Here is an 11908-nt window from a genome sequence, read left to right as displayed (position 1 = left end):
CGCCCCGAGCGTCTCCACCAGGTACGGGGTGAACGACCCGATCGTCCCGGCGGCCAGGTTCCAGAACGTGTAGAAGATCCCGGTGTAGGCGAGCGCCCGCAGGTTCGGCCCGCTGAGCAGCGCGCGGACCCGCCTGGCCGAGGTGACGGCGGTCTCGGCGGCCGTCCGCCACACGGCCGACTCGGCCATCCCGCGGCGCATCGCCCACGTGATCAACGCCGCGAGCACGAGGTGCAGGAAGACGATGCGCACCCCGAGCAGCCCGAGCGGGTCGAGCAGGTACGCCAGGAGCAGCACCACGGACGGGCCGAGCACCCACGCGATCTGGGTGAGCCCGAGCAGCTTGCCCCTGGCCCTGGCCGGGGCCAGCTCACCGACGAGCGCGAGCGAGGTCGGCACGTCGGCGCCGACGGCGAGACCGGCGACGAAGGTGCCGATCAGCAACATCGGCGGATTGACCGCCAGCGCCACGCAGAGCATGCCGGCGGCGAAGACGAGCAGGTCCTATTTGTAGATGCGCTTGCGGCCGAGCTTGTCACCCAGCCGGCCGCCGACGAAGGCGCCGATGCCGCAGCCGATGGCGTTCGGGCCGAGCGCGGCCAGCAGGCCGACCATGCTCTGGCTCAGCCCGAACTCCTCGCGGAAGAGCGTCAGGCCGGTGCTCACCGCGGAGATGGAGCCCGCGTCGAGGTAGGAGGCCATGCCGGCGAGCGCTGTCCACTTCCATTGCTGACGGGTGACCGCTGGGGGACTGGCCATGAGGCTCTCCGGGGGAGGGAGTGATCAAACAGCTTTCAGCGCACTGCCCCATTTCTCGACATGTTTGGAAAGAACCAAACATCGGTTTTTGTCAGGACAACTGGGTGACGTCCCCGGGGGCCAGAAGCCGGAGGCGGTCGCCGAAGCCGGCGAAGGACCTCTCCACCGTGTCCCTGCCCTGGGTGAAGTGCGCCCAGTGCTCGAAGTGCAGCGGCACGACGTGGCGCGCCCGCAGGATCTCGGCGGCGGTGACCGCGTCGTCGCTCGTCAGCGTCAGGAAGCCGTCGACCAGCGGCGTCCGCGCGCCCCCGGCGAACAGCACGGCCACGTCCACCGGCCCGAACCGCTCCGCCACCGCGCGGACGACGTCGAGGGAGGCGTTGTCGCCGCTCACGTACACCGTCGGCAGACCCTCTCCCGACAGCACGAACCCGGTCACCTCGCCCACGAGGTGCTCGGTCCCGTCGGGGCCGTGCTGGGCCGGCACGCCGGTCACCCGGACGCGGCCGACCTCGACGGACTCGCCGTCGGGCAGGGCCCGCACCGGCGCGCCCAGGCGCTCGGCCGCCGAGCGCGTGGACAGCACCAGCGGAACGGACGCCAGGTACGCCCGCCCGGCGCGGTCGAGGTTGTCGGGGTGCTGGTCGTGCGAGAGCAGCACGGCGTCGACCGGCCCCGCCTCCTCCGGCCCGAACGCCGGCCCGGCCGTCTTCGTCAGTGCCCTGTCGCCGATCGGGTAGTCGCCGGGCGCGTCGAACGTCGGGTCGGTCAGCAGCCGCACCCCGCCGATCTCCAGCACCGCCGTGGGGCCGCCCACGTAACGAATCTCCATGTGCGGCACGATATCGACCGGTCAGCGCAGCGCGGCGGGCGCTCCCTCGGGCACGGCGGGGCCGCGCGGCGCGATGGGCGCCTGCCGTACGTACGGCGCGCCGAGAGCGGGGCGCGGGTCCGGATCGCCCGCGTTGGGCCAGAACGCCATCGCCCGCTCCGCCTGCGCGGTGATGGTCAGCGACGGGTTCACGCCCAGGTTCGCCGACACGGCGGAGCCGTCCACGACGTGCAGGCCCTCGTGGCCGTACACGCGGTGGTAGGGGTCGATCACCCCCGTCTCCGGCGAGTCGCCGATGGCGCAGCCGCCGAGGAAGTGGGCCGTGGCCGGGATGTCGAACAGGTCGAGCCACGACCCCATGGCCGTGCCCCCGATCAGCTCGGCCCCGTGGCGCACGGTTTCGTGCGCGGCGGGGATCCAGGTGGGGTTGGGCTCGCCGTGACCGCGCGAGGCCCGCAGCCCCCAGCGGGTGCGGCGTACCGTGATCGAGTTGTCCTTGGCCTGCATGACCAGGGCGATCAGGCTCCGCTCCGACCAGCGGCGCAGGTCGAGCACCCGCAGCGCCCGCAGGCGCTGCCGGGCCAGCTCGCGGGCGAACCCGCGCGGGCGCGACCCGCCGCCGTCGACCAGCAGGGTGCGCAGCAGGCCCATCGCGTTGGAGCCGTCGCCGTAACGGACGGGCTCGACGTGGGTCTCGGCGTCGGGGTGGAAGGAGGAGGTGATCGCCAGGCCGGCGTTGAGCTTGTCGCCGCCGGCCGAGGCGCGCTCGAAGCCGACCAGGGCCTCGGAGTTGGTCCGGGTCAGCGCGCCCAGGCGGGGCGACAGGCGGGGCAGGGTGCCGTCGTCGCGCAGCTTGTGCAGCAGCCGCTGGGTGCCGTACGTGCCGGCCGCGAAGACGACCTGCGCGGCGGTGAACGAACGGCGCCGATAGGGGGAGCCCGTCTTGCCGGCGACCACCTCGTAGCCGCCGGACGGCAGGGGGCGGACCGTGGTGACCGTGCACTCGGCGTAGACCTGGGCGCCCGCCCGCTCGGCGAGGTGGAGGTAGTTCTCGGTGAGCATGTTCTTGGCGCCGTACCGGCAGCCGGTCATGCAGGCGCCGCACTCGACGCAGCCGCGCCGGGCCGGACCGGCGCCGCCGAAGTACGGATCGACGCCGTCCTCGCCGAAGTAGACGCCGACCGGGGCCAGGCGGAAGGTCTCGGCCACGCCCATGCGCGCCGCGATCTCGCGCATGATCTCGTCGGCCCGGGTGAACGTCGGGTTGACGACCGCGCCCAGCATGCGCCTGGCCTGGTCGTAGTGGGGCGCGAGCTCGGCCTTCCAGTCGGTGATGCCCGCCCACTGGGGGTCGGCGAAGAACGGGTCGAGCGGCTCGTACAGCGTGTTGGCGTACACGAGGGAGCCGCCGCCGACCCCCGCGCCCGCCAGCACCATGACGCGGGTGCCGCGCTCGCCGCGCAGCACGTGGATGCGCTGGATGCCCTTCAGCCCGAGCCCCGGCGCCCACAGGAAGTCGCGCAGCCGCCACGACGTGACGGGCAGCGTCGCGGCGTCGAAGCGGCGGCCCGCCTCCAGCACGCCGACGCGGTATCCCTTCTCGGCCAGCCGGAGCGCGGCGACGCTCCCGCCGAACCCCGAGCCGATGACGATCACGTCGAAGCCCGTCGCGGGCCGCGTGGCGGATGTGGACATAGGACAGGATCATCCCACGCCGGGTGGTGAACCATCCGGAGCGCGCAACCGTCATGGGGGCATGAAGACCCCCATCCGCGCGGCCGTGACCGCCGTGGCGCTGGCGGCGGCGGCCGCCTGCACCTCTTCGACGGGTGGCGGTGCGAGCCCGCCGGTGACCGCGCTCGGCGCCGTCCGCCTGGTGGCCTACGACAGCTGCGACGAGCTGGTCGCGGGCCTGCGCGAGCGGGCGGCCCGTAACGTCGGCGCGTACGGGTTCGGCGGCGTCATGCCCCTTTCCCCGGTGGCGGCGCGGGCGGACGCCGCCGCGGAGAGCAAGGCGTACTCCGGCACGCCCCAGCACTCCACGACGAACGTGCACGAGGCGGGCGTCGACGAGCCCGACATGGTCAAGACCGACGGCGACCGCGTCCTCACGGTCACCGACGGCACCCTGCGGGTCGTCGACACGGCCACCAGGAAGGTCACCGCGTCACTCAAGCTGACCGAGGGCGACGCGCCGGGCGTCCCCGGCGACCTGCTGGTGTCGGGCGACCGCGCGCTGGTGCTCCTGCGCGGCGGCGACATCATGTACAAGTCCGTGGACGCCAGGCCGCCCGGCGACACCCGGTACGTGCTGGTCGATCTGGCCGGCACCCCGAAGGTGCTGAACACGATCAGGACCGGCGGCTCGTACGTGGACGCCAGGATGGTCGGCTCCACGGTCCGCCTCGTGACCCGCGACCAGCCCGCCATCACCTTCCCCGACCCCGGCCCGGACGCCACGGAGGCCGAGCGGATCAAGCAGAACCAGGACGCGGTACGCCGGGCCCCGGCCGAGGCGTGGCTGCCGTCGGTCGAGATCACGGACGCGTCCGGGGCGGTCAGGAAGGAGTCGGCGCCGTGTGAGCGGGTGAGCCACCCGGCCGACTACACCGGCACGTCCATGCTGACCGTGCACACCATCGACCTGGCCAGGGGCCTCACGGACACGGGCACCGACCCGATCGCCCTGGCCGCCGACGGTGACATCGTCTACGGCACCGAGCGCAGCCTGTACGTGGCCGGCAACCCGCGCTGGTGGCTCCCGGTCGTCCGCCCGCTCCCCATCGACGACGTCCCCGCGACGCCCCAGGCCCCCGCGACGACGGAACCGGCTCCCGCGCGTCCCGTGCCCTCGGGCAGCGCTGGTGCCGCGCCCGCCGAGGAGCCCACACCGCTCGACCCGCCTGTCGTCAGCGCCACGGTCACCCCCACGGCGACCATCACCCTGTCGGCGTCCGAACCCCCGGTGACGCCGGACCCGCGCCAGCCCAGCCTGCTGCCGGAGCCCGAGCTGCCGCCGGAGGAGACCGAGATCCACCGGTTCGACATCACCGCCCCCGGCGCCCCCGCGTACGCCGCCTCGGGCCAGGTGCCCGGACGCCTGCTGAACCAGTACGCGCTGTCGGAGTACGACGGCCACCTCCGCGTCGCCACCACGCTGAACTCCGCCGACGACCGCACCAGCTCCAGCTCCGTGCACGTGCTGCGGGCCGACACCATGGCCCAGGTGGGCGAGGTCGGCGGCCTGGGCAAGGGCGAGCGCATCTACTCGGTCCGGTTCATCGGCCCGGTCGGCTACTGCGTGACGTTCCGCCAGGTGGACCCGCTCTACACCCTCGACCTGCGCGACCCGGCGGCCCCCAGGGTGACCGGCGAGCTGAAGATCACCGGCTATTCGGCGTACCTGCACCCGGCGGGCGAGGGACGGCTGATCGGCATCGGCCAGGAGGCGAGCGAGCAGGGCAGGACGCTCGGCACGCAGGTCTCGCTCTTCGACGTGAGCGACCCGGCCGCCCCGCGCCGGCTGTCGCAGCTGTTCCAGAAGGACTCCGGCTCGGGCGCGGAGTGGGACCCGCACGCGTTCCTGTACTGGCCGCCGACCGGCCTGTCGGTGATCCCGTTGACCACGCAGGACGACTCGGGCGCGCTCGCGCTGCGGATCGACGACACGGGCGTGACGGAGCTCGGCAGGATCACGCACCCCGAGCAGGAGCAGGGCAGGCTGCGCTACCAGCCCGGCATCCAGCGCTCGCTCGTCGTCGGGGACGCGCTGTGGACGCTCTCCCCCGAGGGCATGCAGGTCAACGACCTGACGACTCTCGAACGGGAGGCGTGGATCCCGCTGCACTGAGCGACCAGAAGGTGCCGATTCGTAGCGAATCGGCACCTTTTTTATGGACATTTCCCGACATGCGGTGAAAACTTTGCTGACAAGCATCAGTCGGGACCATGAGCCCCGCGGTCCCCCTCCGGGAAAGGGAACACGCTGCCATGCGATCACTCACCCCCCTGCTCGCATTGCTCGCCGGCGCACTCGCGTTACCCCTGACACCGCCTCCCGCCTCGGCGGCCGCACCGGAAGGCACGTACATCGTCCAGCTCGACCCCTCGACGCGCGCGCCCCGCGGCGTCGCCGACGACCAGGTGGCCCGCCTCGGCGGCCAGGTCGTCGGCGTCTACCAGCACGCCTTCAAGGGATACACCGCCCGCATGAGCGCCACCGCCGCCGAGCAGCTCAAGCGCAACCCGAACGTGCTCACCGTGGAGCCCGACGCCGAGGTCACCGCGTTCGCCCAGACCATCCCCTCGGGCGTACGGCGGATCTTCGGCCCCGACAACCCCAACCTGGACATCGACGGCACCGACGACGTGCGCGTGGACGTGGACGTCGCCGTCGTGGACAGCGGGGTCGACCACACCCACCCCGACCTCAACGTGGTCGCCCGGGCCAACTGCCAGAACGGTGTCTGCCGCAACGACTCCGGCACCGACGACAACGGCCACGGCACCCACGTCGCCGGCACCGTCGGCGCCCTCGACAACGCCATCGGCCCGGTCGGCGTCGCGCCCGGCGCCCGCATCCACGGCGTGAAGGTGCTGAACGCGGCCGGCAACGGCAGCCTGTCGGCCATCGCCGCCGGCATCGACTGGGTGGTGGCGCGCGCGTCCACCATCGAGGTCGTCAACCTGAGCCTCGGCTGCGCCGGCTGCTCCAGCAGCGCGATCAGCCAGGCGATCACCAACGCGGTGAACGCCGGCATCGTCGTGGTGGTGGCCGCGGGCAACAGCTCCGCGAACGCCGCCTCGTTCTTCCCCGCCAACCACCCCGACGTGATCACGGTCTCGGCGATGACCGACAACGACGGTTTGCCCGGCGGAGCCGGGGGCAGCACGCTCTCTTGCCGCAGCGAGACCGACCGGGACGACACCACGGCCTTCTACTCCAACTACGGCTCCACGGTGGAGATCACCGCGCCGGGCACCTGCATCTACTCGACCTGGCGCAACGGCGGCTACGGCACGAGCAGCGGCACCTCCATGGCGAGCCCCCACGTGGCCGGCGCGGCCGGGATCCTCACCTCGGGCGCCAGCAAGCCGACGACGCGAGCGGGTTCGCTGGCGGTGCGCGACACGCTGATCGCGAGCGGCAACGCCGACTGGACCGACGACTCGGGCGACGGCGTCAAGGAGCCGCTCCTCGACGTGCACGACGCCACGCTCTTCCGGCCGGCGACGTGACCTGAAGAACCATCCGGGAAACGGGCGGTCCGCGGTCCCCGCAGCGCCGCGGGCCGCCCACAGGCGTGCGACGTCAGGCGTCCTCGGGGGCGACCACGGGGACGATCTCCGGCGCGCCCAGCCTGATGGCGTCGGCCTCCTGGTCGGAGTCCTGCTCCTGCGAGCGGCGCTCGGCCTCCACGCGCTTGGTGTAGTACTCGACCTCGCGCTTGACCTGCTCGCCGTCCCAGCCGAGCGGCTCGGCCATCAGCTCGGCGACCTCCTGCGCCACCGCGAGCCCGCGGTGGAAGGTCTCGATCGAGATGCGCGTACGCCGGGTCAGCACGTCATTGAGGTGCCGGGCCCCCTCGTGGGTGGCGGCGTAGACGATCTCCGCCCGCAGGTAGTCGTCGGCCCCCGACAGCGGCCGGCCCAGCGACGGGTCGTCCTCGATCAGCTCCAGCACCTCGTCGATCAGCGAGCCGTGCCGGTGGAGCAGGTGCTCGATCCTGGCCACGTGCAGCCCGGAGGTCTGGGCCATGCGGTGCCGGGAGTTCCACAGCGCCTGGTAGCCCTCGGCGCCCACGAGCGGGACGCGGTCGGTGCACGAGGCCGGCACCCGCTGGTCGAGCCCGTGCGCGACGGCGTCCACGGCGTCCTTGGCCATGACCCGGTACGTCGTGTACTTCCCGCCGGCGATCATCACCAGGCCCGGCACGGGGTGCGCCACCACGTGCTCCCTGGACAGCTTGGAGGTGTCGTCGGACTCGCCCGACAGCAGCGGCCGCAGCCCGGCGTAGACGCCCTCCACGTCGTCGCGCGTCAGCGGCACCGACAGCACGGCGTTGACGTGGTCGAGCAGGTAGTCGATGTCCGCGCGGGAGGCCGCCGGATGGCTCTTGTCGAGCGTCCAGTCGGTGTCGGTGGTGCCGATGATCCAGTGGCGTCCCCACGGGATCACGAAGAGCACCGACTTCTCCGTACGCAGGATGATCCCGGTCAGCGAGTGGATGCGGTCGCGCGGCACGACGAGGTGGATGCCCTTGGAGGAGCGCACGTGGATCACGCCCCGGCCGCCGACGAGCTCCTGGATGTCGTCGGTCCAGACGCCGGTGGCGTTGACGACCTGCCGGGCGTGGATCTCGACCTCCTCGCCGGTCTCCAGGTCGCGCACGCGCACGCCGGTGACCCGCTCGCCCTCGCGCAGGAACCCGACGACCTGCGCCCGGGGCGCGACGTGGGCGCCGTACGTGGCCGCGGTGCGCAGCAGCATCATCACGTAGCGGGCGTCGTCGACCTGGGCGTCCCAGTACTGGACGGCGCCGGTGAAGGCCGACTTCTTCAGCGCGGGGGCCAGCCGCAACGCCCGCGACCTCGACAGGTGCCGGTGGCCGGGCACGCCGCGGGTGAGCCCGGTGGCGAAGCCGAGCGTGTCGTAGAGGGCGACGCCGGCCCCGACGTACGGGCGCTCCCAGGCGAAATGGGTCAGCGGGAACAGGAACGGCACCGGCCTGACCAGGTGCGGCGCGATCCGCTGGAGCAGCAGCGCACGCTCCTGGAGCGCCTCGCGCACCAGCTCGAAGTTGAGTTGTTCGAGATAGCGCAGCCCGCCGTGGATCAGCTTGGACGAGCGCGAGGACGTGCCGGAGGCGAAGTCGCGCGCCTCGACCAGCCCCACGTCGAGGCCGCGCGTCGCGGCGTCGAGCGCGATCCCCGCGCCCACCACGCCACCGCCCACGACGACCACGTCGAGCTCCTGCGCGACCATGCGCTCCAGCGCCTCGGCGCGCTCCGCGGGCCCGAGACGGGCCGCGCCCCTTCCCGACGTCATATCTCCCCCAATGTCGCCTGCCTCCGGTACCTACCCTCCCGGCCCACGCCGTATAACGCCCGATACGTCCGGATCAGCTAGGCGCGTACGACCTTGACACCCGCGTCGGTGAACCGGCCCGCCAGTTCGTCGGACAACCGGGCGTCGGTGACCAGCGTGTCGATCTCGCCGATCGGGCAGATGCGGGAGAACGCCCGCCGCCCCACCTTGGAGGAGTCGGCCACCACCACGACGTGCGCGGCTCGGCCGATCAGCAGGTGGTTGACGCTGGCCTCGCCCTCGTGGTGAGCGAACGCGCCCAGCTCGACGTCGAGCGCGTCCACCCCGAGGAACGCCACGTCCAGCGTCACCTGCTCCAGCACGCCGTTCGCCAGCGGGCCGATGAGCTCGTACGACTGCTGCCTGGCCACCCCGCCGGTCACCACGATCTTGACGTGCTGCCGGACGGTCAGCTCGGCGGCGATGTTGAGCGCGTTCGTGACGATCGTGAAGCCGCTCTCCAGTGTGGACAGCGTGGCCAGGGCGCGCGCCAGCTCGGACGTCGTGGTGCCGCCGTTGAGCCCCACCACCGCGCCGGGGGCGACCAGCTCGGCCGCCGCGGCGGCGATGCGGTGCTTCTCGTCGGCGTGCCTGGCGGTCTTGTAGCGCAGCGGCAGGTCGTAGCTGACGCTCTGGGCGACCGCGCCGCCCCGGGTGCGCATGAGCATCTGCTGCTGGGCGAGCTGGTCGAAATCCCGCCGGATCGTCGCCGTGGACACGTCGAGCGCCCGCGCGGCCTCCTCCACCGACAGCCTGCCCTCCCGGGCCAGCAGCTCCAGAATGGCGTTCCAGCGGTCGTAGCGGGACACGAGAGCCTCCCAAGGGGACGAGGTCAGAGCAAGGGTGGCACACCCCACGACGCCAGGCGAACACTGCCCATTTCTGCACTTTTTTGGTATAAAGCCAGCAGAAACAATCAATCATGCGGAGGTAAGCGGTGACCACCCACACCGAGGCCGAGATCGCGTCCCAGCCGTCGTGCTGGCGGCGTGCCGTCGCCGGCGTTCCCGCCGACGCCCTGCCCCGCCGCGGCGAGCGGGTCGCCGTCGTCGGCTGCGGCACGTCCTGGTTCATCGCGATGGCGTACGCCGTGCTGCGCGAGCAGGCCGGGCACGGCGAGACCGACGCCTTCGCCGCCTCCGAGTTCCCCGCCGGGCGAGCGTACGACCGCGTGCTGGCCCTGTCGCGCTCGGGCACCACGACCGAGGTGCTGGAGCTGCTGTCCAGGACAACCGGCACGGCCACCACGGCCATCACCGCCGACCCGGACACGCCGATCATGTCCGCCGCGGACGAGGTCGTCGTCCTCGACTACGCCGACGAGCGCTCGGTCGTGCAGACCCGCTTCGCCACCACGCAGCTCGCCCTGCTGCGCGCCAGCCTCGGCGAGGACCTCACGCAGGCCGTCGCCGACGCCGAGCGGGCCGTCGCCGAGCCGCTCCCCGAGGAGCTGGTGAACGCCGAGCAGTTCAGCTTCCTCGGCACCGGCTGGTCGGTCGGCCTCGCCCAGGAGGCCGCGCTGAAGATGCGCGAGGCGTCCCGCTCGTGGACGGAGGCGTACCCGGCGATGGAGTACCGCCACGGCCCCATCAGCATCGCCGCCCCCGGCCGCGTCACCTGGATGCTCGGCGCCGCCCCCGAAGGCCTGCGCGCGCAGGTGGAGCAGACCGGCGCGACGTTCGTGGAGTCCGGGCTCGACCCGATGGCCGAGCTGATCCGCGCCCAGCGGGTGGCCGTCGCCCGCGCCTTCGCCCGCGGTCTCGACCCCGACGAGCCCCTGCACCTCACGCGATCTGTGATCCTTTCTTCATGAGCCTTACACTTGCCGACGCCCGGATCGTGACCCCCGCGGGAGTGCACGAGGGTTGGCTGACCATAGAAGACGGCCGCATCACCCACGTCGGCCACGGATCCGCCCCGGGTCCCGGCCTCAGCGTGGGCGGCCGGTACGTCGTGCCGGGGTTCGTCGACATCCACAACCACGGCGGCGCGGGCGGCTCCTTCCCCACCGGCGACCTCGGCAAGGCGCGCGACGCCGTGGCGCTGCACCGGCGGCACGGCACCACCACGACGGTGGCCAGCCTGGTGACCGACCCGCTCGACAGCCTGACCAGGGCCGCCTCGGCGCTGGCCGAGCTGTGCGAGGAGGGGCTGCTGGCGGGCATCCACTTCGAGGGCCCGTACATCGCCAAGGCCCGCTGCGGCGCGCACGACCCGACACTGCTGCGCGAGCCGTCGCCGCGGGAGCTGGCCGAGCTGCTCAAGGCCGGGCGGGGACACGTGCGCATGGTGACGATCGCGGCCGAGCTGCCCGGGGCGCTCGACACGATCCGCATGGCCGTCGGCGAGGGCGTCATCGCGGCCATCGGCCACAGCGACGCCGACTACGAGCAGACGATCGCCGGCATCGAGGCGGGCGCGAGCGTGGCCACCCACCTCTACAACGCGATGCCGCCGCTCGGCCACCGCGCGCCCGGCCCGGTGGCGGCGCTGCTGGACGACGAGCGGGTGACGGTCGAGCTGATCAACGACGGCGTGCACGTGCATCCGGCCATGCTGCGGCTGGCGTACGAGGTGGCCGGGCCCGGCCGTACGGTGCTGATCACCGACGCCATGTCGGCCACCGGGCTGGGCGACGGCGACTACCTGCTCGGCTCCATGCGGGTGCGCGTGGACGACGGCGTGGCGCGGCTGGTCGAAGGCGGCTCGATCGCGGGCTCCACGCTGACGATGGACGTCGCGTTCCGGCGCAGCGTGCGCGAGGTCGGCATGTCGTTGCCCGACGCCGTCCAGGTCGCCTCGCTGACGCCGGCGCGGGTGCTGGGCCTGGCCGACCGGATCGGCTCGATCGCCGTCGGCAAGGCGGCCGACCTGGTGGTGCTCTCCGCCGCTCTGGAGGTCGACGGCGTGATGAAGGACGGCGTCTGGACAACGGAGCCCTGATGATCCTCACGGTGACGCTCAACCTCGCCCTCGACGTGACGTACGAGGTGCCGCACGTCGACTGGAACGGCGTCAACCGCGTCGCCGTCGTGCACCGGCGCGCGGGCGGCAAGGGCGTCAACGTGGCCAGGGTCCTGGCGGCGCTCGGCCGCGACGTCCTGGTGACCGGCCTGGCCGGCGGCCCGACGGGCGACGCGATCGCGAACGACCTCCGCGCCGCCCACCTTCCCACCGCCCTGACCCCCATCACCACCGACTCCCGCACCACCCTCACCATCACCGAACCC

The 11908-nt window shown here is 72.7% G+C and carries 9 protein-coding genes and 1 pseudogene; 5 read left to right on the top strand and 5 right to left on the bottom strand.

The window, feature by feature from the left end:
- The 3 genes and pseudogenes from C1J01_RS39945 to C1J01_RS39935 form a co-directional block, all read right to left on the bottom strand.
- Positions 1–702 (bottom strand): annotated as a pseudogene (locus C1J01_RS39945) (MFS transporter); the annotation flags it as partial.
- Between the two features lie 148 nt (positions 703–850).
- On the bottom strand, positions 851–1591 hold the full coding sequence (locus tag C1J01_RS39940) for an MBL fold metallo-hydrolase (RefSeq protein ID WP_111184256.1): 741 nt from the start codon (positions 1589–1591) through the stop codon (positions 851–853).
- Positions 1592–1612: 21 nt separating this feature from the next.
- Positions 1613–3286: an FAD-dependent oxidoreductase gene (locus tag C1J01_RS39935; protein WP_111184255.1), complete on the bottom strand. Its 1674-nt coding sequence runs from the start codon at positions 3284–3286 to the stop codon at positions 1613–1615.
- Between the two features lie 61 nt (positions 3287–3347).
- On the opposite strand from C1J01_RS39935, the gene C1J01_RS39930 reads away from it, so the two are divergent.
- Positions 3348–5441 (top strand): beta-propeller domain-containing protein, encoded by a 2094-nt coding sequence (locus C1J01_RS39930; protein ID WP_111184254.1) that lies wholly within the window; start codon positions 3348–3350, stop codon positions 5439–5441.
- Positions 5442–5581: 140 nt separating this feature from the next.
- Positions 5582–6829 (top strand): S8 family serine peptidase, encoded by a 1248-nt coding sequence (locus C1J01_RS39925; protein WP_111184253.1) that lies wholly within the window; start codon positions 5582–5584, stop codon positions 6827–6829.
- 73 nt (positions 6830–6902) lie between these two features.
- On the opposite strand, the gene C1J01_RS39920 is transcribed toward C1J01_RS39925, so the two are convergent.
- On the bottom strand, positions 6903–8639 hold the full coding sequence (locus tag C1J01_RS39920) for a glycerol-3-phosphate dehydrogenase/oxidase (RefSeq protein WP_111184252.1): 1737 nt from the start codon (positions 8637–8639) through the stop codon (positions 6903–6905).
- 77 nt (positions 8640–8716) lie between these two features.
- Positions 8717–9487 carry a DeoR/GlpR family DNA-binding transcription regulator gene (locus C1J01_RS39915; RefSeq protein WP_111184251.1) on the bottom strand — a complete coding sequence of 257 codons (771 nt, stop codon included), beginning with the start codon at positions 9485–9487 and terminating at the stop codon, positions 8717–8719.
- A 128-nt stretch (positions 9488–9615) separates the two neighbouring features.
- Here C1J01_RS39915 and C1J01_RS39910 point away from each other — a divergent pair, with 128 nt between their 5' ends.
- The 3 genes from C1J01_RS39910 to C1J01_RS39900 form a co-directional block, all read left to right on the top strand.
- Positions 9616–10491 carry an SIS domain-containing protein gene (locus C1J01_RS39910; protein ID WP_111184250.1) on the top strand — a complete coding sequence of 292 codons (876 nt, stop codon included), beginning with the start codon at positions 9616–9618 and terminating at the stop codon, positions 10489–10491.
- Positions 10488–11621, top strand: a complete 1134-nt coding sequence (gene nagA / locus C1J01_RS39905) for an N-acetylglucosamine-6-phosphate deacetylase (protein WP_111184249.1) — start codon at positions 10488–10490, stop codon at positions 11619–11621. Before C1J01_RS39910 ends, nagA begins: the two co-directional genes overlap by 4 nt.
- The coding region (locus tag C1J01_RS39900) for a PfkB family carbohydrate kinase (RefSeq protein ID WP_235854972.1) at positions 11621–11908 on the top strand (288 nt) is incomplete at its 3' end. The genes nagA and C1J01_RS39900, both read left to right, overlap by 1 nt.

Origin of the sequence: Nonomuraea aridisoli (assembly GCF_003236395.1) — a bacterium.
GTDB lineage: Bacteria > Actinomycetota > Actinomycetes > Streptosporangiales > Streptosporangiaceae > Nonomuraea > Nonomuraea aridisoli.
Note: the sequence above shows the minus strand (reverse complement) of the source record. Positions and strands in the feature narration are given on the sequence as shown.

Bases quoted from the DNA above. Each gene is read 5' to 3' on its own strand.
- C1J01_RS39925 (WP_111184253.1), top strand. From the start codon at position 5,582: ATGCGATCACTCACCCCCCTGCTCGCATTGCTCGCCGGCGCACTCGCG.
- C1J01_RS39930 (WP_111184254.1), top strand. From the start codon at position 3,348: ATGAAGACCCCCATCCGCGCGGCCGTGACCGCCGTGGCGCTGGCGGCG.
- C1J01_RS39940 (WP_111184256.1), bottom strand. From the start codon at position 1,591: ATGGAGATTCGTTACGTGGGCGGCCCCACGGCGGTGCTGGAGATCGGC.
- C1J01_RS39935 (WP_111184255.1), bottom strand. From the start codon at position 3,286: ATGTCCACATCCGCCACGCGGCCCGCGACGGGCTTCGACGTGATCGTC.
- C1J01_RS39920 (WP_111184252.1), bottom strand. From the start codon at position 8,639: ATGACGTCGGGAAGGGGCGCGGCCCGTCTCGGGCCCGCGGAGCGCGCC.
- nagA (WP_111184249.1), top strand. From the start codon at position 10,488: ATGAGCCTTACACTTGCCGACGCCCGGATCGTGACCCCCGCGGGAGTG.